Origin of the sequence: Haloferax chudinovii (assembly GCF_042663345.1) — an archaeon.
GTDB classification, from domain to species: Archaea; Halobacteriota; Halobacteria; order Halobacteriales; family Haloferacaceae; genus Haloferax; species Haloferax chudinovii.
In genome coordinates this window covers 468,749-490,786 of the sequence record NZ_JBHTAB010000001.1, presented here as the reverse complement: position 1 = coordinate 490,786, position 22,038 = coordinate 468,749, and the positions used below count along the sequence as shown (strand labels likewise).

General features: G+C 69.3%; 22 protein-coding genes. 16 read left to right on the top strand and 6 right to left on the bottom strand.

Features of this window, described 5'->3' with window-relative positions; translation table 11 throughout:
* Positions 1 to 45: 45 nt before the first annotated feature.
* Positions 46 to 1,158 (bottom strand): pyridoxal-phosphate-dependent aminotransferase family protein, encoded by a 1,113-nt coding sequence (locus tag ACFQI8_RS02480; protein WP_390242629.1) that lies wholly within the window; start codon positions 1,156 to 1,158, stop codon positions 46 to 48.
* A 152-nt stretch (positions 1,159 to 1,310) separates the two neighbouring features.
* Complete coding sequence (locus ACFQI8_RS02475; protein ID WP_390242627.1) at positions 1,311 to 2,300, bottom strand: VOC family protein; 990 nt, start codon at positions 2,298 to 2,300, stop codon at positions 1,311 to 1,313.
* A 144-nt stretch (positions 2,301 to 2,444) separates the two neighbouring features.
* On the opposite strand from ACFQI8_RS02475, the gene ACFQI8_RS02470 reads away from it, so the two are divergent.
* Positions 2,445 to 3,329: an aldo/keto reductase gene (locus ACFQI8_RS02470; protein WP_390242625.1), complete on the top strand. Its 885-nt coding sequence runs from the start codon at positions 2,445 to 2,447 to the stop codon at positions 3,327 to 3,329.
* A 40-nt stretch (positions 3,330 to 3,369) separates the two neighbouring features.
* A complete protein-coding gene (locus ACFQI8_RS02465) occupies positions 3,370 to 4,116 on the top strand; it encodes a class I SAM-dependent methyltransferase (RefSeq protein WP_390242623.1) in 747 nt (248 codons plus the stop codon).
* Positions 4,117 to 4,125: 9 nt separating this feature from the next.
* Here the strand turns inward: ACFQI8_RS02465 and ACFQI8_RS02460 are convergent, their stop codons facing one another.
* The 4 genes from ACFQI8_RS02460 to thiE all read right to left on the bottom strand — a co-directional run bounded on the left by ACFQI8_RS02460 (position 4,126) and on the right by thiE (position 7,377).
* Positions 4,126 to 4,923, bottom strand: coding sequence for an HpcH/HpaI aldolase family protein (locus ACFQI8_RS02460; RefSeq protein WP_390242621.1), 798 nt, complete (start codon positions 4,921 to 4,923; stop codon positions 4,126 to 4,128).
* A gap of 70 nt (positions 4,924 to 4,993) precedes the next feature.
* Positions 4,994 to 5,833, bottom strand: a complete 840-nt coding sequence (gene thiD / locus ACFQI8_RS02455; protein WP_390242619.1) for a bifunctional hydroxymethylpyrimidine kinase/phosphomethylpyrimidine kinase — start codon at positions 5,831 to 5,833, stop codon at positions 4,994 to 4,996.
* Positions 5,834 to 6,748, bottom strand: coding sequence for a hydroxyethylthiazole kinase (thiM, locus tag ACFQI8_RS02450; protein ID WP_390242617.1), 915 nt, complete (start codon positions 6,746 to 6,748; stop codon positions 5,834 to 5,836).
* Positions 6,745 to 7,377 carry a thiamine phosphate synthase gene (thiE, locus tag ACFQI8_RS02445; RefSeq protein ID WP_390242972.1) on the bottom strand — a complete coding sequence of 211 codons (633 nt, stop codon included), beginning with the start codon at positions 7,375 to 7,377 and terminating at the stop codon, positions 6,745 to 6,747. Before thiE ends, thiM begins: the two co-directional genes overlap by 4 nt.
* 479 nt (positions 7,378 to 7,856) lie before the next feature.
* Between thiE and ACFQI8_RS02440 the strand changes: the two genes are divergently transcribed.
* The 14 genes from ACFQI8_RS02440 (at position 7,857) to ACFQI8_RS02375 (ending at position 21,988) form a co-directional block, all read left to right on the top strand.
* On the top strand, positions 7,857 to 11,036 hold the full coding sequence (locus ACFQI8_RS02440; protein WP_390242615.1) for an FAD-binding and (Fe-S)-binding domain-containing protein: 3,180 nt from the start codon (positions 7,857 to 7,859) through the stop codon (positions 11,034 to 11,036).
* Positions 11,037 to 11,231: 195 nt separating this feature from the next.
* Positions 11,232 to 12,368, top strand: coding sequence for a pyridoxal-phosphate-dependent aminotransferase family protein (locus tag ACFQI8_RS02435; RefSeq protein WP_390242971.1), 1,137 nt, complete (start codon positions 11,232 to 11,234; stop codon positions 12,366 to 12,368).
* Positions 12,369 to 12,617: 249 nt separating this feature from the next.
* Entirely contained in the window at positions 12,618 to 13,235 is a 618-nt protein-coding gene (locus ACFQI8_RS02430) for a hypothetical protein (RefSeq protein WP_390242613.1), read from the top strand.
* A gap of 232 nt (positions 13,236 to 13,467) precedes the next feature.
* The gene (locus ACFQI8_RS02425) at positions 13,468 to 14,700 is read left to right on the top strand and encodes an Nramp family divalent metal transporter (protein ID WP_390242611.1); all 1,233 of its coding nucleotides are present in this window, start codon (positions 13,468 to 13,470) and stop codon (positions 14,698 to 14,700) included.
* Between the two features lie 137 nt (positions 14,701 to 14,837).
* Positions 14,838 to 16,118, top strand: a complete 1,281-nt coding sequence (gene hisD, locus ACFQI8_RS02420) for a histidinol dehydrogenase (RefSeq protein WP_390242970.1) — start codon at positions 14,838 to 14,840, stop codon at positions 16,116 to 16,118.
* A 121-nt stretch (positions 16,119 to 16,239) separates the two neighbouring features.
* Entirely contained in the window at positions 16,240 to 16,605 is a 366-nt protein-coding gene (locus ACFQI8_RS02415; RefSeq protein WP_390242609.1) for a HesB/IscA family protein, read from the top strand.
* A gap of 39 nt (positions 16,606 to 16,644) precedes the next feature.
* Positions 16,645 to 16,893 (top strand): DUF5816 domain-containing protein, encoded by a 249-nt coding sequence (locus tag ACFQI8_RS02410; RefSeq protein ID WP_390242607.1) that lies wholly within the window; start codon positions 16,645 to 16,647, stop codon positions 16,891 to 16,893.
* An 87-nt stretch (positions 16,894 to 16,980) separates the two neighbouring features.
* Entirely contained in the window at positions 16,981 to 17,325 is a 345-nt protein-coding gene (locus tag ACFQI8_RS02405; protein WP_013035460.1) for a DUF7116 family protein, read from the top strand.
* Between the two features lie 56 nt (positions 17,326 to 17,381).
* Positions 17,382 to 18,098 carry a hypothetical protein gene (locus tag ACFQI8_RS02400; protein ID WP_390242605.1) on the top strand — a complete coding sequence of 239 codons (717 nt, stop codon included), beginning with the start codon at positions 17,382 to 17,384 and terminating at the stop codon, positions 18,096 to 18,098.
* On the top strand, positions 18,095 to 18,754 hold the full coding sequence (locus tag ACFQI8_RS02395; RefSeq protein WP_390242603.1) for a DUF2238 domain-containing protein: 660 nt from the start codon (positions 18,095 to 18,097) through the stop codon (positions 18,752 to 18,754). The genes ACFQI8_RS02400 and ACFQI8_RS02395 overlap by 4 nt, the downstream gene beginning before the upstream one ends.
* A gap of 103 nt (positions 18,755 to 18,857) precedes the next feature.
* The gene (locus tag ACFQI8_RS02390) at positions 18,858 to 19,664 is read left to right on the top strand and encodes a helix-turn-helix transcriptional regulator (RefSeq protein ID WP_390242601.1); all 807 of its coding nucleotides are present in this window, start codon (positions 18,858 to 18,860) and stop codon (positions 19,662 to 19,664) included.
* A gap of 126 nt (positions 19,665 to 19,790) precedes the next feature.
* Complete coding sequence (locus ACFQI8_RS02385) at positions 19,791 to 20,003, top strand: dodecin (RefSeq protein ID WP_390242599.1); 213 nt, start codon at positions 19,791 to 19,793, stop codon at positions 20,001 to 20,003.
* 106 nt (positions 20,004 to 20,109) lie between these two features.
* Positions 20,110 to 21,489, top strand: coding sequence for a bifunctional metallophosphatase/5'-nucleotidase (locus ACFQI8_RS02380; protein ID WP_390242597.1), 1,380 nt, complete (start codon positions 20,110 to 20,112; stop codon positions 21,487 to 21,489).
* 91 nt (positions 21,490 to 21,580) lie between these two features.
* Positions 21,581 to 21,988, top strand: a complete 408-nt coding sequence (locus ACFQI8_RS02375; RefSeq protein ID WP_390242595.1) for a universal stress protein — start codon at positions 21,581 to 21,583, stop codon at positions 21,986 to 21,988.
* Positions 21,989 to 22,038: the final 50 nt, after the last annotated feature.

Genomic DNA, 22,038 nt, shown 5'->3' with positions numbered 1-22,038 from the left:
TCGGTCGAATAGAACGCGAGGCGTCGGGGCGGAGCGAGTCGCGGCCTACAGGTCCGCGACGTCTTCGATGGCGTCGGTCAGCGCCCTGATGGACTCCACGTCGTGTTCGCCCATGTGGCCGATGCGGAACGTCTTCTCGCCGAGCGCGGAGCCGTAGCCGTTCGAAAAGGCCATGTCGTACGTCTCGTTGACCTCCTCGATGGTGGCGGCGACGTCGATGCCCTGCGTGTTCTCGATGCAGGCGACCGTCTGGGACTCGTAGCCCTCCTCGGGGAACATGTCGAAGTGCTCGTGGGCCCACTCGCGGGTGTACTCGGCCATCTCGCGGTGGCGCTCGTCGCGCCCCTCGTGACCCTCGTCGAGCATGTACTTCATCTGCTTGCGGTACGCGAGCATGATGGGAATCGCGGGCGTGGAGTGGGTCTGGCCCTTGCGGTCGTAGTAGTCGAGGGCGCGCTGGAAACCGCCGTACCACGATGCGGAGTCCTTCGACAGTTCGCGCTCGTAGGCGTCCTCGCTGACGGTGCAGATGGCGAGCCCCGGCGGCATGGCGAACGCCTTCTGCGACGAGGCGAAGATGACGTCGATGTTGTGCTCGTCGATATCGACGTAGTCGCCGCCGAGGGCGGACACCGCGTCGACGACGAAGTAGGTGTCGGGGTACTCGGCGACCACGTCGCCGATCTCCTCGATGGGGTTGCGGACGCCGGTCGAACTCTCGTTCATCACGGTGGCGACCACGTCGTACTGCTTGTCGCTGGATTCCAGCGCCTCGCGGATGTCCTCGGGCTTGATGGCCTGTCCCCACTCGTATTCGATGCGGTCGACGTTCTTGCCGAGGCGCTCCGCGACGTTCGCGTGGCGCTCGCTGAAGCTCCCGCAGGTCGGCACGAGGATGTTCTCGTCGACGAGGTTGAGCGTCGACGACTCCCAGATTTCGGTGCCCGACCCCGTGAGAATCATCACGTCGTTGTCCGTACCGAGGAACTCCTTCGTGTCCTCGACGATGGTCGTATAGAGGTCGGTCATGCGGTCCATGCGGTGGCCGAACATCGGCTGGCACATCTCCGCGATGACGTCCTCGCGCACCTCGGTCGGACCGGGGATGTACAGCGTCTTGTCCGGATAGTCGTCCGTGTATTCGCGTTTTTCCGTCACGTCATCCACCTGAATACGGACCACTGCGTCGCGGGCGATGATGGTACTTGTGATTGCGACACTCGTCGCAGCTGCTCAGGTGGTGTTAACACGGGGCAAAACGAGGAGGCCGACGAGTGGAGAACGGACCCGAAGCGGGACGGTATCGAGGCTCAGTCGTCGGCTTCGGCCGACTCGGCCCGCGGGACCGTCACGTCGGTCAGGCCGGCTTCGATCTGCTCGCGCCGGCCTTCGAACTCGCCGGGGAGGACGAGGCGGCCGCCGAGGTCGTCGAGGGGTTCGTCGGCGGTGTAGCCCGGTTCGCTCGTGGCGAGTTCGAACAGCACGCCGCCGAACTCGCGGAAGTAGACCGACCGGAACCAGTGGCGGTTAATCTGGGCGGTCGGGCGCAGGCCCTTCGACTGGACGGCCTTGCGCATCGCCGCTTGGTCCTCGTCGGTCGGCGTCTGAAAGGCGACGTGGTGGACCGTGCCGTGGCCCTGTCGACCGCTCTCGATTGTCGGCAACACGTCCACGTACGTCCCGACGGTGCCGGTCGCGGCGAACCGCGTCCGCTCGTCGCCGGGGGTGTCGCCCTGCGCTTCCTCGGTGCCGACGCGCTCGAGGCCCATCGTTTCGAGGAGGTCTTCGGTGGGTTGGGGGTCGGACAGCCAGAGCGTCACGGAGTGGAAGCCGCGAATCGCAACGTCTCCGGGGACGAACTCGGTCCACGGGACGGTCGGGTCGTCGTCGGGAACCTCGACTTCGACCAGTTCGACCGGGAGGCCGTCGGGGTCGCTGAAGGGGAGGACCGTCTCGCCGAACCGCTCGACTCTCGCGTCGTAGTCGACGCCGTACTCGTCGAATCGGTCCTCCCAGTAGTCGAGACTTCCCTCGGGCACGCGGAACGCGGTCCGCGAGACCTGCCCGGTGCCGACCTTCCCGCGCGAGAGGTTCTCCCACGGGAAGAACGTCATGCTCGTGCCGGGCGTCCCCCCCGCGTCCGTGAAGAAGAAGTGGTACGTGCTGGGGTCGTCCTGATTGATGGAGCGCTTGGCGAGGCGGAGTCCGAGCGTCTCGACCCAGTAGTCGAGGTTCTGCTGGGGGTCGCCCGCGATGCAGGTGACGTGGTGGATGCCGGGTGTCGGCGTGATGTCTGCCATGGATGGTCTTACGGGCCGGAAGGACTTGAGTATCCGCTGACGCGAGTGTTACCGGGTCGCGGCGGCGTCATCGCCGCTCGCGCGGACCCGGCAGTCGAGTCGGCGAGACACACGTTTTTGCCCGTCGGCGGTGACAGTCGACGTATGCAGACCCGCGCACTCGGTGACACCGGCCACGAGAGTAGCATCGCGACGTTCGGCGCTATCGCGCTCAACTGGCTCGAACAGGAGGGCGCGAACCAGATGGTCGAACACGTCCTCTCGAAGGGCGTCACCCACTTCGACGTGGCCCCGACCTACGGCGACGCGGAGCTCAAACTGGGGCCGAAGCTCCGCCAGCACCGCGAGGACATCTTCCTCGGCTGTAAGACCCAAGAGCGGGGCTACGAGGGCGCGAAACGGAAGCTCGACCGGTCGTTCGACCGCCTCGGCGTCGACTACATCGACCTCTATCAGGTCCACGGCCTCGAATACGAGTCCGAACTGGACGAAATCACGGCCGACGACGGGGCGCTGGCGGCCTTCCGCGAGGCGAAAGACGAGGGGAAAATCGGCCACATCGGGCTGACGAGCCACGGCAACCCCGGGCTCATCCGCGACGCCATCGACCGCATCGACGACCTCGAAACGCTGATGTTCCCGCTGAACCCCGTCGTCGTCGGCAAGGGCGACGACGAACACGACTACGCGGGCGTCTTCGAGGCGGCCGAGAAGGCCGGCATCGGGACGCTCGGCATCAAGGCGTTCGCCCGCGGGCCGTGGCCCGACACCGACGAACTCCCGGAAGCGGACCGACCGTTCGCCAACTGGTACGAGCCGGTCGACAGCCCGGACGAAATCGCCGAACGCTTCGACTTCGCGGCCGCGCAGGGCCTCACGAGCGTCGTCACGCCGGGCGACCCGAAGCTCGTGGCGATGGTCCTCGACGCCGCGACGCGGTACAACGGCATGGACGAGACGGCCCAGCGGTCGCTCATCGAGCGCGTCCGCCACGACGAGAGCCCGGTTCCGGAGCAACTGCACCACTGACGAGGCGAAACGGCCGCGCCTCGATTTCCACCCGCCGCCAATGGACGTTCCAACGACCGTCACGGCCGCCCTCGACGACCGACCGGTCCGCGGCGCGGTCTGTCTGGAGGCCGGCGCGGGGACCGGCAACGCCACCGCGGGACTCCTCGACGCGGGCGCGAAGCGCGTCTACGCCGTCACCGACGACCCCGAACACGCGGAACTCGTCTCTGACCGCGTGGCCCCGTCGCCGACGGACCGAGCGAGAACCGCGGTGCTGGAGGCCGACGTTCGGAGCCTCCCGCTCGCCGACGATTCGGTCGATATCGTCACCGCCCACGGGCTGTTCAATCTCATCGGTCCCGCGTCGCTCGCCGCCGTCGCGGGCGAGCTAACACGGGTCGCCGCCCCCGGCTGTCACCTCGTCGTCGACGACTACGAACCGCTCCCCGACGACGCCGCGGTTCGGGGGCTGTTCGCGCTCGAAAACGCGGCGAGCCAGTTGGCCCGCGGTCGACCCGCGCTGACGTTCTATCCGGCCGACGCGCTCGGGGCGCTGTTTTCGGGACACGGCTGGCGCTTCGACCGCGAGCTGACCCTGCTGGACCCGGTGCCGTGGTCCGAAAGCCACGTCGAGGCGCACGCGTCGGTGGCGACGTCGCTGGCGGCCGAAATCCCCAACCCGATGGGCGGGTGGCTCGCCGCCGAGGCCGAGCGCGTCGCTGACGCGGTCGAATCGGAGTCCGCGGGCGAGATGTACAGCGTGGCGATGCGGCTGTCCGACTCGGGGACGGACGCGACTCGATAGCCGCGGGCGCTACTGCTCGCGGTCGACCGTCGCGTCGTCGAGCCAGCCGTCGACGACGCCCTTGAGCGCGCCGGTGGTACTGCCGAGGTTGATGAGCTGATAGCCGTCTTCGGCCTTCTGGTTCACGTCGTCCATGCCGAAGCCGAGGCCGCCGACGGGGACGCCCGCATCGACCGCGGCCGAGCGGATTCGCTCGACTGCGTCCTGCACGTCGGGGTGGTCTCTCTCGCCGGGGTGGCCGAGCGCCACCGAGAGGTCGAACGGCCCGATGAAGACGAAGCCCAGTTCGGGGACGTCGAGAATCGCGTCGAGGTCCGAAAGCGACTCGGCGGTCTCGATGGTCACACCGACGAGGGTCTCGCGGTCTTCGCCCGCGACGTAGTCGTCGGCGAGTCCCCACCGACGGGCGCGCGGCGACGCGAGACCGCGGTCACCGGGGCCGTCGCCGTAAATAAAGCGGGCCGACCGAACCGCCGCGCGGACCTCATCGGCCGACTCCACGCGCGGGAGGAAGACGTTCCTGACGCCGAGGTCGAGGGCCTTCCGGACGAACTCCGGGTCCGTCGTCGGGAGTCGAACCAGCGGCTCGATGCCGGTTCGTTCCGCCGCGCGGAGGAGGTCTTCCATCGCGCCCGAGTCGAGCGGGCTCGGCCCGCCGTGTTCGAGGTCGAGCCAGACGAAGTCGAGACCGAGTTCGCCGTAGAACTCCACGAGCGTCGGGCTGTAGGTGTTGTCGAGGACGCCGAGCGCGACGCCGCCGTTGTCGAACCGCCGCCGGAGCGCGTTCGATGATGGGGTGTCGACCATGTTCGCGATACGACACGTGGCCGGAAAAAGGGGGGTGGCGGCCGTCGGAGTCCCCGCCGTCGGTCGTCGCTTACGACTCGTCGGGCGTCCAGCCATCGCCGACGCCGACGAGGTGGTTCACGCTCCCCGCACCCTCGCCCACGTCGGCCGGTTCGGCGAGGGTCGCGCGCGTAAACTCGATGCCGCGGCGGACCGCGTCGGCGAGGTCGTCGCCGCGGGCGAGGCGGGCGGCGACGGCGCTCGAAAGGGTACACCCGGAGCCGTGGGTCGCCGTCGCGTCGATGCGCGGGTTGACGAACGTCGTCGTCTCGGTCGGCGTGACGAGCGTGTCGACGACGGTGTCGCCGTCGGTGGCGATGTGGCCGCCCTTCAGGAGCACGGCGTCCGCGCCGCGGTCGAAGAACCAGTCGGCGGCCTCGGAGACGGCCGTCGGGGAGTCGGGGAACACCCCCGACAGCGCCTCGGCCTCGTCGGCGTTCGGCGTGGCGAGCGTCGCCCGCGCGAACAGGGCGTCGTAGGCGTCGACGGCGTCCTCGGCCAGCAGTCGGTCGCCGGAGGTGGCGACCATCACGGGGTCGAGGACGACCGGGCCGTCGTAGTCGGCGAGGCAGTCGGCGACCGTCTCGACGGCCTCGGCCGTCGCCAGCATCCCGAGTTTCACGGCCGCGATATCGAAGTCGTCGGCGACCGCCTCGTACTGGGCGCGAATCGACTCGGCGGGGAGGACGTGCGAGCCCTCGACGCCGCGGGTGTTCTGGGCGGTCGCGGCCACGACGACCGACCCGCCGTAGACGCCGAGTCGGGTCATCGTCTTCAGGTCGGCCTGGATGCCCGCGCCGCCGCCGGAGTCGCTGGAGGCGATGGTGAGGGCGTACGGCGGCGTCTGCGGGTCGGGCGCAGTTCCCGGCATCTATCGCACCTCGATGCGGTCGATGCGGTCGGCGATGTCGGGCGTCGAGGCCTCGGCGAGCCCGGCGACCGCGTCGAGGAAGGCGGTTTTGTAGCTGGCCGGGCCGCGGTAGTCGCCGAACGCGCCCTCGGCGGCGAGTTCGCCCGCGACCCCGTAGGCCGCGGTTCCGGTGAGCGCCGCCGCAAGCGGGTCGTCGATGGCGGCCGCAAACACCGCGAGCGTCGCGCCGAGCATACAGCCGGTGCCGACGACCGCGCCCATCATCGAGTGGCCGGCATCGACCTCGAAGGCGGCCTCCTCGGTGGCGACGATGTCGGTCTCGCCGGAGGCGACGACGACCGCGCCGGTCTTCCGGGCGCACTCGACGGCCGCGGCGGCGATTTCGGCGTACTCGCCGACCGACTCGACCCCGCGGACCTCGGCGTCGTCGCCGGCGAGTGCGGAGATTTCGCCGTAGTTGCCGTTGAGCACGTCCACGTCGAGGTCGGTGACGAGGCGGTCCGCGACCCGGTCTCTCGTCGGGGTCGCGCCGACGCCGACGGGGTCGACGACGAGGGGGACGCCGGCCTCGTTTGCGGCGCGACCGGCGGTCAGCATGGTCGCCTCGCCCGACTCGCTGACGGTCCCCATGTTGAGCAGACAGCCGTCGGCGATGCCGACCATGTCGCCGACCTCGCGCTCGTCGTCGGACATGACGGGCAGGCCGCCCCAGTAGAGCGTGACGTTCGCCACGTCGTTGACCGTCACGTCGTTCGTGACCGAGTTGATGAGCGGTTGCTCGCCCGCGACGGCGGCGAGCGCCTCGTCCAGCGCCACGGCGGAGACGCCGCCCGCGCCGGTCGCGTCGTCCGAGCCCTCCGGGTCACCCGAACCGTTCGCCCCACCCGCCCCGTCGGCGTCGTCGCGTCCGCTCATCGACGGCCCCTCCCGGCGGCGACCGAGTCGGCGAGGTGGCGAGTCGCGTCGGCGGGGTCGTCCGCGGCGGTGATGGCCGAGACGACCGCGACGCCGTCGGCCCCCGCGGCGACCACGTCGGCGGCGTTGTCGGGCGTGACGCCGCCGATGCCGACGAACGGAATCGAGACGGCGTCCGCGATGGCCGACACCCGGTCGGTCCCGATTTCGGACTGCTCGGGGTCGGTCTCCTTCGTGTCGGTGGCGAACACCGCGCCCACGCCGAGGTAGTCCGCGCCGGCCTCCTCGGCGGCTCTCGCGCCCGCGACGGTCGAGACCGACCGGCCGACGACGGCGTCGTCGCCGAGTTGCTCGCGCGCGACCGAGACGGGCACGTCGTCGTCGCCGAGGTGGACGCCGTCGGCGTCGATTGCGGCCGCGATGTCGACCCGGTCGTTGACGACGAGCGGGACGCCCGCGTCGGCCGTCACGGCGCGAACCTCGCGGCCGACTTCGTAGCGGTCGCGGGCGCTCGCGCGCTTCTCGCGGAGTTGAACGACGTCGACGCCGCCGTCGACGGCGGCCCGAACCACGTCGGGCGTCGACCGACCACCGGAGCGGTCCGACTGCGTCACCAGATAGGTTCCCATCGAGGTATTCATGAGTTGTATTTTGGAGTGGTGCGGCGACGGACAAAACAGTTCCTCCTCCGGGCGTCGCCCGGTCGGATTCCCGGCGACTGAGCGGTGTCGAATGCCGTTATAATGTGTGTGTTCTAATAGGAACGTGGTGAGCTGTATGGGACGATACCGTCGCGTACGGGACCAAAGAGGGGCAGACCGAGAAGATAGCCGGGCGCATCGCGGTGGCGCTGGCGGCCCACGGGCACGGCGTGCGGACCGAGTCGGTCGCCGACGACTCCGCCGGCGAAGCGGTTGCCGACGGCGAACTCCGGACGGGGGTCGGAAACTACCCCTGGAACCCGCCGCAGTAGACGGGTTCTCACCCGGGTCAGCCCCCCGTTCGGCCCGCGGACGACGGCTCGGACCGCTCGCGAGTGACTACCGCTTCGGGCAAACGTAGCGAGCCACACACAGGTTTTTGCTATCTTGCACGATTATATGTGATAATGTCTGGCGACGGCCCTCCGCGGGCGACACGAATCGCGGCGGAAACGGACGGCGAGAAACGGGGCGACTTCCGGCAGTTTCAGGAGTCGCGCGACTACGACGTGGTCGACGTAGCCGAACACGCCGACCTCGCCGCCGACCTCCGGGCGGTCGTCTCCGGCGAGGTTCGGTTCGACGAGTACGCGCAGGTGTTGTACGCGACCGACGGGTCGATTTACCGGGCGCGCCCTGCGGGCGTGGTCGTCCCCCGCGACGAGGACGACGTGCGCGCCGCGGTGCGGACGGCGGCCGAACACGACGTGCCGGTGCTCCCGCGCGGGGCGGGGTCGTCGCTGGCGGGACAGACCGTCGGCCCCGGCTGTGTCGTCATCGACTGCTCGAAGTACATGGACGAAATCGTCTGCGTCGACCCCGACGCGCGGCGGGCGCGGGTCCAACCCGGCGTGGTGCAGGACGACCTCGACGACCGCCTCGCCGACCACGGCCTGAAGTTCGCGCCGGACCCGGCGTCGTCGAACCGCGCGACGGTCGGCGGTGGCATCGGCAACAACTCCACGGGCGCGCACTCGGTCCGCTACGGTATCACCGACGCCTACACCGAGGAGTTGCGGGTCGTCCTCGCGGACGGGTCGGTCGTCCACACCCGCGACGTGGTCGTCGGGAGCGACGAGTGGAACCATATCGTCGAGAAAGACGACCGCGAGGCCGCACTCTACCGGACCGTCCTCGGACTCGTCGAGGACCACGAGGAAGAAATCGAGCGGCGGTATCCGAGCCTCAAGCGGTCGGTGTCGGGCTACAACCTCCACAAGGTCGTCTCCGAGACCGACGACGGCGAGACGGTCGTCAACCTCTCGAAGCTGTTCGTCGGCGCGGAGGGCACCCTCGGCGTCGTCGTCGAGGCCACCGTGTCGCTCGTGACGGTCCCCGAGGAGACGGCGCTCGTCCTCTACGCCTACGACGACCTCGTCGAGGCGATGGCCGCGGTCCCCGACGCGCTCGACTTCGACGCCAGTGCGGTCGAACTCATGGACGACGAGGTGTTGCGGATGGCCGCCGAATCCAGCGAGTACGCCCAGTACGTCGAGGGGATTCCCGACGAGACGGCGGCGACGCTGATGCTGGAGTTCGACTCCGAACTGCACGACGACTTCGAGGCCGTGATTCGCGAGGCGAACGACCACTTCCTGCGGGACGGCGACGCCGAGTCGGCGGCGGGCGACGAACCGGCGGGGGGTGACGCCAACGACGGCGGCGGCGGCGCGTTCGAGGCCATCGAGGCGTACACGCCCGAAGCGCAGGCGAACCTCTGGAAGCTCCGCAAGGCGGCGATACCGCTTCTCATGTCGTTGCCGGGCGACCCGAAGCCCTACCCGTTCATCGAGGACGCGAGCGTCCCGCCCGAGGAGTTGGCCGAATACGTCCAGTCGTTCGAGGACGTGCTTGCGGACCACGGCACGTCGGCCGCGTACTTCGCTCACGCCGGCGCGGGGACGCTCCACATCCGCCCCATTCTGAACCTGAAAGACGCCGCGGGCATCGAGACGATGCGCGCCATCACCGACGACGTGACCGACCTCGTGTTGGACCACCGCGGGGCCTTCTCGGGCGAGCACGGCGACGGGATGGCCCGAACCGAGTGGAACCCCAAGATGTACGGCCCCGAACTCTGGGGTGCGTTCAAGGAACTGAAGACCGCCTTCGACCCCGAGTGGCGCATGAACCCCGGGAACGTCGTCTACCGCGATGGCCCCGACGACCTCGGCCCGGACGGCGACCGCGGCGTCGGCGCGGACATGCGCGAGAACCTCCGGTACGGTGCGGCCTACCAGTCCATCGAGCCGGCGACGACGCTCGATTTCTCCGACGAGGGCGGCTTCTCGCACCTCGTCGAACTCTGTAACGGCTGTGGGACCTGCCGGCAGACCGGCTCGGAGACGATGTGTCCGACCTACCGCGCCTCGAAGGACGAGGCCGAGACGACCCGCGGCCGGGCCAACATGCTCCGCGCGGCCATCAGCGGCGACCTCTCGGACGACGAGATTCACTCCGACCGGTTCCAAGAGGAGGTCCTCGGCCTCTGCGTCGGCTGTAAGGGCTGTCAGAACGACTGTCCGACCGGCGTCGACCTGGCGAAGCTCAAAGCCGAGGTGAAACACGCCCACCACGCCGAGGCGGGCGCGTCGCTCCGCGAGCGCCTGTTCGCCAATATCGACCGACTGGCCGGCGTCGGGAGCGCCCTCGCGCCCGTCTCGAACTGGGCGGCCGAGCTCCCGGGCGCGCGGGCCGCGATGGAGCGACTCGCGGGCGTCGCCTCCGGCCGGTCGCTCCCGTCGTTCACCCGCGACACGCTCGAATCGTGGATGGACGGGCGACGGCCCCGCGTCCCGGCGAGCGAGGCCGACCACCGCGTCCTCCTGTTTCCCGACACCTACACGAACTACGTCACGCCGGAAATCGGGAAAGCGGCGGTTCGCGTGCTGGAGGCCGCCGGCGTCCACGTCCGGCTCGCGGAGGGCGTCGAGCCGAGCGGCCGCGCCGCCTACTCCGGCGGCTTCCTCGACCTCGCGCGGCGGCGCGCCGGTCACAACGTCGAGACGCTCCGCCCGTCGGTCGAAACCGGCTGGTCGGTCGTCTTCGTCGAGCCCTCGGACGCGGTGATGTTCCAAGACGAGTACGCCGACCTCCTGCCGGACGACGCGGTCGCCCCGGTCGCCGCGGCCGCCTACGGCGTCATGGAGTTCCTCGACACCCACCGACTGGACGAGGAGCTCCCGATTCACGGGCGCTCGGCCGACGGCGACGGCGCGGCCGGACCCGTCGCCTCCGCGGTCGCCGACGGCGGCGCGCTCGGCTCGCTCACCTACCACGGCCACTGCAACCAGAAGGCGCTGAACAGGGACCACCACGCGGTGGGCGTCCTCAGGCGGGTCGGCTACGAGGTCGACCCGCTCGATTCGAGCTGCTGCGGCATGGCCGGGAGCTTCGGCTACGAGGTCGAACACTACGACCTCTCGAAGGCCATGGGAGACATCCTGTTCGAGCAGGTCGACGACAGCCCGGGTGACGAAGTGGTCGCCCCCGGGGCGTCGTGTCGGACGCAACTCGAAGACAGGGACGACGCGGCGCGGCGACCGCCGCACCCGATAGAGAAGGTCGCGCAGGCGCTGTCGGGCTGAGCGGCCGCGTCGGCGCGGTCGAGGTGCGTGAGCGCGTCGGCGCTGTCGGCCGGCCGGACCCCCACGGGTCGGGGCGGTATCCGTCTCGCGACGTTCCGCAATCACATCGTTTTTGCCGGTTTGCGTGGCACGTCAAGTCAGACCATGTCCGATGCACCCGATGTCGGCGAACTCACCCCGCCGAATCGCACGCTGATGGGCCCCGGCCCGAGCGACGTTCACCCGCGCGTGCTCCGCGCGATGTCCACGCCGCTGGTCGGTCACCTCGACCCGTCGTTTATCGACATCATGAACGAGGTGCAGGAGCTCATGCGCTACACGTTCCGCACCGACAACAAGTGGACGATTCCGGTCTCGGGGACCGGCTCGGCGTCGATGGAGGCCGCCATCGGCAACCTCGTCGAACCGGGTGACACCATGCTCGTCCCGACGAACGGCTACTTCGGCGGGCGCATGGAGTCGATGGCCGAGCGCGCCGGCGGCGAGGTCGTCCACGTGGACGCGCCGTGGGGCGAGCCGCTCGACCCCGCGGACGTACAGGACGCCTTCGACGAGTATCAGCCGGACGTGTTCGGGTTCGTCCACGCCGAAACCTCGACGGGCGTGCGACAGCCGAGCGTCCCCGAACTGACGAGCATCGCCCACGACCACGACGCGCTCGTCGTCGCCGACACCGTCACCTCGCTCGGCGGGGTCGAACTCGAAGTCGACGACTGGGGCATCGACGTGGCCTACTCCGGCCCGCAGAAGTGCCTGTCGTGCCCGCCGGGCGCGAGCCCGCTGACGCTCAACGACCGCGCGATGGACAAGGTGCTCTCGCGGGAGGAGCCGACCCGCTCGTGGTACCTCGACCTGTCGCTGTTGGAGGGCTACTGGGGCGACGACCGCTCGTATCACCACACCGCGCCCATCACCAACGTCTACGCCATCCGCGAGGCGCTCCGACTGGTCGCCGAAGAGGGTATCGAGGAGCGGTGGGCGCGCCACCGCCGGGTCGCGGGCGCGCTGAAAGCCGGCGTCGAGGCGATGGGCCTCGGTCTCAACCCCGAAGACGGCTACTGGCTCCCCAGCCTCAACGCGGTGCTCGTCCCCGAGGGCGTCGACGCGGGCGCGGCAATCGACTACGTCCTCGACCACTACGACCTCGAAATCGCGGGCGGCCTCGGCGCGCTCGCGGGCGACATCTTCCGCGTCGGCTGTATGGGCCACTCGGCGCGGCCGGAGAACGTCTCGTTCCTCCTGACCGCCCTCGGGGAGGCGCTGGAGGCGCAGGGCGCGGACGTGGACCCCGAAGCCGGCTTCGCCGCCATGCGCGAAGCGTTGAACCAGTAACGGCTCCGGCCGGGGCAATTCGGTGTGAGCCGCGTCGAAACTCCGCGAAATCGACGCAAAACGCCCGCCGCGGTGTCCACGTTTCACGACCCCGTTAGCGATTTCCTGAGCGGAGCCCTCGACGGGTCGCTTGGGGACTCGCTGAGCGACCGCGCTAACGACGTTTCGGGTGCGTAACTAAGTGCGAGCCGCCGGTAGCCGGCAACTGCGCTGAACGACAGCCGTCCAAAACGAACTCCCCATTCAGTTATGAGACGCACACTCCTCGTCGCCGCCACAGTTCTGGTCCTCCTCACGGTCGGTCTCTCGGCCGCGTTCGTGACCGGAGTCGGACCGTTCGCTGACACCACCTCCGACGACGACTCCGACGGAGCGTTCCCGACGCGGACGACCGCGCCGCCCAATGATGACAGCGGTGACAGCGGTGGGAGCGACAACATCGACACCGGCGGCAACGATACCGGCGGCAACGACACCGGTCGCACCGACAGCGGCGGCGACGCGGCCGCGACGGAATCGGTGCCGCCGTTCGCCGTCGCCGTCGACGACATCGAGAAGTGCGGGCGGACCTGCCGCGACGTGACGAGCACGATAACGAACCAGCAGGACGCCGGCAGTTCCGGCGTCACCGTCTACAGTCGCATCTTCGTCGGCAACGGCACCGACCCGGACGACGAGGTGTGGCGCGGGTCCCAAGCGGTCGGCGACCTCGCGGCCGGCGAGTCGTACACGACGACAAAGCGCGTCAAACTGTCGTACTCGGAGGCGTTCGCAGTCCGGCAGGCCGACGGCTGGATTACGGTCCAGACGACCATCGAGACCGACGACCGGACGCTGACGTACACCGAACAGCGCCACGTGGCGTAGGTCGCGTCAGCCACGGAGAGAGGTGAGCACCGGTATTCCCCGGTTTCTTGTTCCGGTCGCGTACGGTTCTTTCCGGTCACCGCTGGGCCGTCGTCGCACGCCCGACTGACGGCGTGGCTCTGGTTCGCGTGTGAAACAATCGACAGCAGTTTTACTGAGTAGGTGAAACTATTATTTAGACATGGACAATTCAGACGTTTGCATGTGTGAACAATCGGGGTGGTGGTAAGCGATGCGCACCTCGCTTCGCGAGCTTCTCTCGTATCTCGGACCCGGGTTCATCATCAGCGTCGCCTACATGGACCCCGGTAACTGGGCGACTAACATCTCGGGCGGCGCGAAGTTCGGCCCCGCCCTGCTGTGGGTCATCGTCCTCGCCAGCGTCATGGCGATGGGGATTCAGGTGCTCGCCGCCAAGCTCGGCATCGCCACCGGAAAAGGCGTGGCACAACTCTGCCGGGAGCGGTTCTCGAGACCCGTCGTCGTGGTCCTGTGGGCCGCCGCGGAGCTGGCGATGGTCGCCACCGACATGGCCGAAATCATCGGGGCCGCAATCGGCTTCAGCCTCGTCTTCTCGCTACCGCTGTGGGCCGGGGCCGTCCTCGCGGCGGTGAGCTCGTTCGCCCTGCTCGGCGTTCGGACCGCCCACAAGCGGGGGTTCCGCTGGGTCGAACTCACCATCATGTCGCTCGTCGGCGTCATCGCGCTCGCGTTCGTCTTCGAGATGGCGCTGGCGAGACCGACCGCTTCGACCGTCGCGTCCGGCCTCGTCCCGACCGTGCCGAACGCCTCGGCGCTGTACGTCGCCATCGGCATCCTCGGCGCGACCGTGATGCCGCACAGCGTCTACCTCCACCCGTACATCGTCCAGGACCGCCGTAACCGGCTCATCCAATCCGACGGCGACACCGAGGCCGTCCACCGCCGCCACTTCCAGCTGGAGCGCCTCGACACCGTCGTCGCGCTCTTCGGCGCGATGTTCGTGAACGCCGCGATGCTCATCGTCGCCGCCGCCGCGCTTCAGGGGACGGGCATCGAGACGCTCGAAGAGGCGTACGTCACTCTCAGCGGCGTCTTCGGGGCGAACGCGAGCCTCGCGTTCGGCATCGCGCTCATCGCCGCCGGGCTCTCGTCGTCGCTCGTGGCGACGATGGCCGGTCAGACCGTCATGGACGGCTTTCTGGACCTCAACATCAACGTCTGGCTCCGGCGGTCGGTCACGCTCGTGCCGAGTCTCCTCATCGTCGCCGCGGGCTTCGACCCCACGTCGGTGCTCGTCGCCTCGCAGGTCGCGCTGAGCTTCGAGCTCCCGTTCGTCCTGATTCCGCTCCTCTGGTTCACCCACGAGGCGTCGCTGATGGGGAACTTCCGCAACCGGGCGACCACGACCGGCGTCCTCGGCGTCGTTATCGCCGTTATCGTGGGTCTGAACGGCTGGCTCCTGTACTCGACGCTCCTCGGGTGACCGGGCGGGGGCGGCCGAACGCCGAGTCACCGTCGGGTCCGACTCGGCGACCGCCCGCGGCGGTCGGACGGCCGCCGTCACCGCCCCACCGGTTCCGCAACGACTTTTCGCGCCGGCCGCAAAGCCGGGGTATGAACATCGAGGTTCGCGAACTGGCCGACCTCGGCACCGACGCCCGCCGCGCCTTCTTCGAGCGGGACGCCGGGGTCGGGGAGGTCCGTTCCGACGTGCGCGACATCGTCGAGCGCGTCCGCCGCGAGGGCGACGTGGCGGTCCGTGAGTTCTCAAACGAGTTCGACGGCGTCCAAGTCGGCAACATCGACGTGACCGACGCCGCCGAGCGCGCCTACGACGAAATCGACGACGACGTGCGCGAGGCCATCGAGGCCGCCGCGGCGAACGTCCGCGAGTTCCACGAAAAGCAGGTCCCTGCGGACTGGCGCGAGGAGTTCGGCGACGACGGCACCCGCGAACTCGGGCGTCGCTACCGGCCGCTCGACCGGGTGGGCGTCTACGCCCCCGGCGGCACCGCCGCCTACCCGTCGAGCGTCCTGATGGGCGTCATCCCCGCGAAGGTCGCGGGCGTCGAACACGTCGCGGTCGCCACGCCGCCGGCGGAGCCGATAAACCCCGTCACGCTCGCCGCGATGCACGTCGCGGGCGCGGACGCGGTCTACTCGGTCGGCGGCGCGCAGGGTATCGCCGCGCTCGCCTACGGCACGGAGACGGTGAAGGCCGTCCAGAAGGTCGTCGGGCCGGGCAACAAGTGGGTCACCGCGGCGAAGGCCGAGGTCCGCGGCGACGTGGACATCGACTTCCTCGCCGGCCCCTCCGAGGTGCTCGTCGTGGCCGACGAGACGGCCGACGCGCGGTTCGTCGCCGCCGACCTCGTCGCGCAGGCCGAACACGACCCCAACGCGTCGGTCGTCGCCGTCACCGACGACGCCGCCCTCGCCGCGGACGTCGTCGCGGAGGTCGAGCGACAGGCGGGCGAGCGCGAGCGAGCCGAGACCATCGAGGCCGCGCTCGAAGGCGACGCGTCGGGCGTCCTCCTCGCGCGGTCGATGTCCGAGGCGGTGCTGTTCGCCGAGGAGTACGCCGCCGAGCACCTGACGATTCAGGCCGACGACGACGAGGCGCTGTTGGACCGCATCGACTCCGCGGGGAGCGTCTTCCTCGGCCCGTACACGCCCGTCGCGGCCGGCGACTACGCCTCCGGGACGAACCACGTCCTCCCGACCGGCGGCGGCGCGAAGCGACAGGGCGGGCTCTCCGTGGACCACTTCGTCCGCTCGACGACGGTCCAGCGCCTCGACCGCGAGGGGCTGTCGGAGCTTTCGGAGACGATTACGACGCTCGCCGAGGCGGAGGGGCTCGACGCGCACGCCCAGAGCGTTCGCGAGCGGTTCGACGAGTAGGGCGAAGCGACCGGTTCGAGCCGTTTCTGTCCGTGTTTTCCCCGGAGTCGCACCCTACCGGGGCGGCGCGCGAGGTTCCGCCTGCGCCACAGTTATCCGTTCCCACAGTATAGTGGGACGTATGAGCACGGAATCCGCGAGTGGCGGCGGCGATGTGGCGGTCACGGTCACGCCCGCGGCCGCGGACGAGGCCGTCTCCCTCCTCGAAGGGGAGTCGATGGACACCGACGTGGCCGGACTCCGGCTGTTCGTCCAGCAGGGCGGGTGCGCCGGGCTGTCCTACGGGATGCGCTTCGACAATGAACCCGAAGACGACGACACGGTCGTCGAACAGCACGGCCTCCGCGTGTTCGTCGACCCCGCGAGCATGAACTACATCGGCGGGTCGACCCTCGAGTTCGAGGGCGGCCTGCAGGGCGCGGGCTTCCACGTCGACAACCCGAACGCCGAGAGCAGTTGCGGGTGCGGCGAGTCGTTCCGGACGTAGGGACCAATTTCTTAAGCCACCCGCGAGCGAATCGGTGGCATGGCCGAACTCCAGACCCAGACCGTATCGAGCGGGAAGACCGTCTTCGTCGCCACCGACGAGGCCGAACGCGGCTCGAAGGGACCGTTCTACGTCGTCTATTCGACCGAGGACGCCGAGAACCGATGGGGCTACCTCTGCGGGAACTGCGACTCGTTCGACACCGCGATGGACACGATGGCCCGCATCGAGTGCACCAACTGCGGGAACGTCCGCAAACCCGAGGAGTGGGACGCCGCTCACGAGTAGTCGAGCGGCCGGCGCGACCGTTCGTCATCTAGTGGTATGTCATACCGTGGCAATCTTTATCAGGAGTGCGGGTGTACGTAGACGTGCATGGCCCAGGCTTCGATGCCTCCTGTTCAGGAGGCTCGGTCGATATTCGGCCGGCTCGGCTACTCCGTCTCGGGCGACGGACCCGATATGCTGGCCGAACGCAAGTGGCGTACGGTCCACGTGACCGCACTGAGTTCGCGCGAAGCGACCGAATGCCGTCCGGTGCTCGCAGACGGCGGAACCGAGACACCGTATCGGTTCCGCTGTTTCGTGACGTGGGACGACCACATCAGCGCGCTTCGAGAGCGGCTTCGCGGTATCGACCTTCCATACGAGTGGGCAATCATCGGCGTGTCGAACGGTGGTGGGAACGACTACGAGGTCGTTCACGGCACGAACACGTAATCGAAACGGGGCGTCTTCGCCCAAACGTTTTCTCAGCCCGTCGCTAACGGACGAGCATGTCGCAGGCCGCAGAGACGGAGTTGGCGCGATTCGTCCGGAGCAGACGGCTCAACGCGGCGCTCGCGTGGCTGTTCGTCGGCTTCCTCGTCGCCGTCGCCGTCGGGAGCGTCGTCACCGGCGGCGACCTCGTTTGGGGCGGGTTCGCGGCCGTCGTCGCCGCGGTCACCGTCGTTCCGGCTATCGCCTTCCGCGAGCCGCGAGCGATGCTTCCGTGGGAGGTCGTCGCGCTCGCCTCGCTCCCGCTCGTCGCCCGCGTCCTCGTTCGGGGTCAGACCATCGGCGGCGTGACGTTCACCGGGCGCGTCTCGACGTACCTCGCGGTGGCCGCCATCGCGCTCATCGTCGCCGTCGAACTCGACGTGTTCACGCCGGTTCGGATGAACCACTCCTTCGCCGTCTTCTTCGTCGTCATCGCCACGATGGCCGCCGCGGGCGTCTGGGCGGTCGTCCAGTGGCTCTCGGACCTCTACCTCGGGACGCGCCTACTGTTGAACGGGCGGCCCGAGCACGTCGTCGAAGCGGGGCTGATGTGGGACTTCGTCGCCGCCACCGTCGCCGGCCTCGTCGCCGGGTTGCTGTTCGAGTACTACTTCCGCCGCCGGGCCGACTCGCGCGAGCGGCTCCCGGAGGAGGTAGCAGAGCTCGCCGAGCTGTCGGAAGCGGCGGAGACGGACGGGAACTCCCGCGCGTCGGAAGGCGGTGAGTCGCCGTGAGGATTCGCTCGTACCTCCGCATCGACGAGCGGCGGCAGTCCCAGCTCTCGCGGGCGATGCAGGTGGTCCTCGTCGGCCTCGTCTTCATCGGCCTCGACCGCGGGAACCTCGGTATCGTCGTCAACGCCCTCGTCGGTCTCGGCGTGACCTACCTCCCGGCGATACTCGAACGCGACTACCGCATCCCGATGGACACCGGGCTGACGCTCTGGATCTCCTCCGCGGCGTTTCTCCACGCGCTCGGCACGGTCGGTCTCCCGGGGTCGGAGACGAGCTTCTACTCGGGCGTCTGGTGGTGGGACCACCTCACCCACGCGCTGTCGTCGTCGGTCGTCGCGGCGGCCGGCTACGCGACCGTCCGCGCGGTCGACGAGCACACGGCGGACATCTACCTGCCGCCGCGGTTCATGTTCGTCTTCATCCTGCTTTTCGTCATCGCGTTCGGCGTCTTCTGGGAGGTCATCGAGTTCTCTATCTCCGGAGCCGCCGCGCTCGCCGGCACCGGGTCGGTGCTGACGCAGTACGGCCTCGACGACACGCTCCTCGACCTCGTGTTCGACGCCGTCGGCGGCGTCATCGTCGCCATCTGGGGCACCGCACACCTCTCCGACGTGGTCGGCGCGTTGGAGCGCCGGCTCGAAAGAGAAGCCCGCTGACACACGACAGGAGCGAACACGACGACGACCCAATCAGCCGACCGTGGCCGAATCTCGCCGAGTCCCGATATACATTTGTACACGGACTGAGACGTTCACATCGATGTCGAGTTGGGTCGGCGACGGAGACGAAGACGACGAGGACGCCGCCGACGCGTTCGAGGCGGTCGGTCGCCGCAGTCAGATTCTCCAGGCGCTCTCGTCGGAGTCGCTATCGAAAGCCGAACTGGTCCGCACGCTCTCTGTCTCTCGGTCCACCGTCGACCGCGGCGTCGAGCGGCTCGTCGACCTCGGTCTGGTCGAACGGTCGGACGGCGGGTTCGTCGCCACGACGGCGGGACGCGTCGCGCTGGAGACGCACAACGAGGCGCTCCGGACCATGGCGAACGTGATTGACGCGGGACCGGTGCTCGACCGCCTCCCCGAGTCGGTCGCCCCGCCGCCCTCGCTGTTCCGCGACGCGGTCGTCAGTACGGGCGACCTCACGTCGATGGAACGGCGGGTCTCGCTCGATTTCGACCTCGGCGAGGTGACGGAGGTCACCGGCTTCAACGGCCCGTTTCTGTTCAGTCTCTGGCCCGAGAGGAGCGACCAGCTCGTGCGGCTCGGGGACAGCGCCACGCTCGTGCTCTCCGCGGAGTCGCTCGACTGGCTCTCGAACCGCTATCCCGACGACCTCGACGCGATGGTCGACGCGGGCGTCCGCGTGTCCGCGGTCGACGACGAACCGGGGTTCGGCGTCGTGGTGATGAACCGCCCGACGACGGCCTCGGTCACGCTCGCCGTCTACGACCACATGGGCGGACCCGAGGCGCTGGTCGTGAGCGACGACCCCTCGGCCGTGGCGTGGGGGCGGACGCTCGTCGCGGCGCGGGCCGAGACCGCGCGCCCGTATCGGGCCGACGACTGAGTCCCGAGACGACGCACCGGGGGTCGCTCCGTCCGACTCGTCCGCCCCGACCACCTGACCACCCGACCGTCCCGCCGCCGAATCAGGGACGATTATTTGTGATAGTACGACGAAGGGTCCGACGAGATGGTTTACAAGAAAATCACCCTCGTCGGTCGGAGTGCAGAGAGTTTCGACGCCGCTGTCGACGACGCGATTAACCGCGCGGAGGAGACGCTCGCGGGCGTCCACTGGGTCGAAGTAAAGGAACTCGGCGTCGAACTCGCGTCCGTCGAGACACGAGAGTACCAAGCCGAGGTCGAAGTCGCGTTCGAACTCGAAGGAGAAGACGGCGAGTAACCGCGGCAACCGTTTCGTTTCGGTCTCATCCGGGTCGGTCCGCGCTGACGGCGCGGGTCGTCCCGACGGCTTCTTATCCGCCCGCGCCGCCACATTCGAGAAGCGAATGCCTCGGCTCCTCCACTACTCCGACATCGAGAACGTCTTCGACGACACCGAGCGCGCCGGCCGCCTCGCGGGCTGTGTCCGCGCCCTCGACGGCGACGACACCCTCGTGGTCGGCACCGGCGACAACACCGCGCCGGGCGTCCTCTCGCTCGTCGAGCGCGGCGGGCAGGCGCTCGACTTCTACGACGCCGTGGACGCCGACCTCGAAACGTTCGGTAACCACGACTTCGACTACGGGCCGAGCCGGACCCGCGAACTCGTCGCCGCGAGCCGGCCGACGTGGGTCACGAGCAACGTCTACGGCGAGGGCGGCGGCCGGTTCGCCGCCGCCGAGGGGAGCGTCTCGCGGACGACCCGCGAGATAGACAGCCTGACGCTCGGGTTCTTCGGCGTCACCGACCCCGCGACCGGCTCTATCAACCCCGAGGCGACCGACCTCGACTTCGCCGACCCTTACGCGGCCGCGTCGGACGCCGCCGACGCGCTCAGAGCCGACGGCGCGGACCTCGTCGTCGCGCTCTCGCACCTCGGGAGCGGCGACGACGAACTCGTCGCGCGGTGCGACGTTGACCTCGTCCTCGGCGGTCACGTCCACGCCGAGCGCGACGACGCGGTCGACGGCGTGCCAGTCGTCCGCCCCGGCGCGAACGGCCACGTCGTCTGGGAAGTCCGCGTCGCCGCCGACAGAATCGAGACGGTCCGCCACCGGACCGCCGAGTACCGACCCGACGCGGAACTCGTCGCGGCGCTGGAGGGCCGCGTCGACGCCGCCGGCCTCGACGAGGTGCTCTGCCGCATCGACCGCCCGATGGACCGCGCCGAGGAGACCGTCGCGGCCGGCGAGTGCCGCGTCGGAAACGCCATCGCCGACGCCTACCGCTGGGCGACCGGCGCGGACGTGGGACTCCAGAACAGCGGCGGCATCCGCTCCGGCCCACCCGTCGGTCCCGACGTGACCCACGCCGACCTCGTGAGCCTCGTCCCCTTCGAGGAGCACCTCGTCGTCGCCGAGGTGACCGGCACGGAGCTCCTGGCGGCGTTCGGAGCCGCCCGCGGGGCCGAGATGGGCTTCGGCGAACCCGACTGGTGGCACGCCCACGTCAGCGGCGCGCGCATCGTCTGGGACGACGACCGCGACGAGGTCGTCGAGGCGTTCGTCGGCGGTGAACCAGTCGACCCGGCGGCGAGCTACACCATCGCCACGAGCGACTACCTGCTCCACAGCACGCAGGAGTTCCCGGCTATCACGCAGGCCCACCGCGTCGGCGAGTTCGAGATTCAACACGACGCGCTGGCGCGGTACGCCCGCGAGGTCGGCTTCGACGCCGCCGTCGAGGGGCGCATCGAGCGCCGGTCGGCCACCCGCGCCGACGACTGAGCGCGGAGCGGGGGCGACACCGAGACGCGGCCGCCGGCGAACCCGTCCGAGAGGGAAAGGTTCACGCACGCCCGGCGAGTGGCTTCGGAGTATGACACGGGTCGTGGTCCCGGTTCGGTATCCCCTCTCGAAGCACTCTCGGGCGACGCTCGACGAGGCCGTCCGCGTCGCGAGAGAGCGCGACGCCGAACTGACGGTCCTCCACGTCGACCTCTACCAGTCGAACCGCGGCGTGACGCGGACCGAACTCAAGCGGGCGGTCGAAGCCGAGTTCGGCCCGCTCGTCCGCGCGCGCTACGTCGTCCGCCGGGGCTTTCTCGTCGAGGAGACGATTCTCGAAGAGGTCGCCGCCGAGGAGGCCGACATCGTCGTCATCGGGTCGAAACAGGCGAGCCGCTGGCGGCGGATGCTCCGGCGGTTCCTCGACGACCCCGACATCGACGTGTTCCTCCGCGAAAAGCTCGACTGCACGGTCATCACCGTCCGCGCGGACGGCTGAGCCGGCGACGCTCGAGGTCGGGTTCGTTGCTCCGCTTTCGACGCCGCCCC

Coding starts and splice junctions, on each gene's coding strand:
- ACFQI8_RS02415 (WP_390242609.1), top strand. CDS start 16,240: ATGAGCACGGAATCCGCGAGTGGCGGCGGCGATGTGGCGGTCACGGTC.
- ACFQI8_RS02430 (WP_390242613.1), top strand. CDS start 12,618: ATGAGACGCACACTCCTCGTCGCCGCCACAGTTCTGGTCCTCCTCACG.
- ACFQI8_RS02405 (WP_013035460.1), top strand. CDS start 16,981: ATGGCCCAGGCTTCGATGCCTCCTGTTCAGGAGGCTCGGTCGATATTC.
- ACFQI8_RS02380 (WP_390242597.1), top strand. CDS start 20,110: ATGCCTCGGCTCCTCCACTACTCCGACATCGAGAACGTCTTCGACGAC.
- ACFQI8_RS02390 (WP_390242601.1), top strand. CDS start 18,858: ATGTCGAGTTGGGTCGGCGACGGAGACGAAGACGACGAGGACGCCGCC.
- ACFQI8_RS02410 (WP_390242607.1), top strand. CDS start 16,645: ATGGCCGAACTCCAGACCCAGACCGTATCGAGCGGGAAGACCGTCTTC.
- ACFQI8_RS02435 (WP_390242971.1), top strand. CDS start 11,232: ATGGGCCCCGGCCCGAGCGACGTTCACCCGCGCGTGCTCCGCGCGATG.
- thiD (WP_390242619.1), bottom strand. CDS start 5,833: ATGCCGGGAACTGCGCCCGACCCGCAGACGCCGCCGTACGCCCTCACC.
- thiM (WP_390242617.1), bottom strand. CDS start 6,748: ATGAGCGGACGCGACGACGCCGACGGGGCGGGTGGGGCGAACGGTTCG.
- ACFQI8_RS02425 (WP_390242611.1), top strand. CDS start 13,468: ATGCGCACCTCGCTTCGCGAGCTTCTCTCGTATCTCGGACCCGGGTTC.
- ACFQI8_RS02385 (WP_390242599.1), top strand. CDS start 19,791: ATGGTTTACAAGAAAATCACCCTCGTCGGTCGGAGTGCAGAGAGTTTC.
- ACFQI8_RS02375 (WP_390242595.1), top strand. CDS start 21,581: ATGACACGGGTCGTGGTCCCGGTTCGGTATCCCCTCTCGAAGCACTCT.
- ACFQI8_RS02465 (WP_390242623.1), top strand. CDS start 3,370: ATGGACGTTCCAACGACCGTCACGGCCGCCCTCGACGACCGACCGGTC.
- ACFQI8_RS02400 (WP_390242605.1), top strand. CDS start 17,382: ATGTCGCAGGCCGCAGAGACGGAGTTGGCGCGATTCGTCCGGAGCAGA.
- ACFQI8_RS02475 (WP_390242627.1), bottom strand. CDS start 2,300: ATGGCAGACATCACGCCGACACCCGGCATCCACCACGTCACCTGCATC.
- ACFQI8_RS02470 (WP_390242625.1), top strand. CDS start 2,445: ATGCAGACCCGCGCACTCGGTGACACCGGCCACGAGAGTAGCATCGCG.
- ACFQI8_RS02460 (WP_390242621.1), bottom strand. CDS start 4,923: ATGGTCGACACCCCATCATCGAACGCGCTCCGGCGGCGGTTCGACAAC.
- thiE (WP_390242972.1), bottom strand. CDS start 7,377: ATGGGAACCTATCTGGTGACGCAGTCGGACCGCTCCGGTGGTCGGTCG.
- ACFQI8_RS02440 (WP_390242615.1), top strand. CDS start 7,857: ATGTCTGGCGACGGCCCTCCGCGGGCGACACGAATCGCGGCGGAAACG.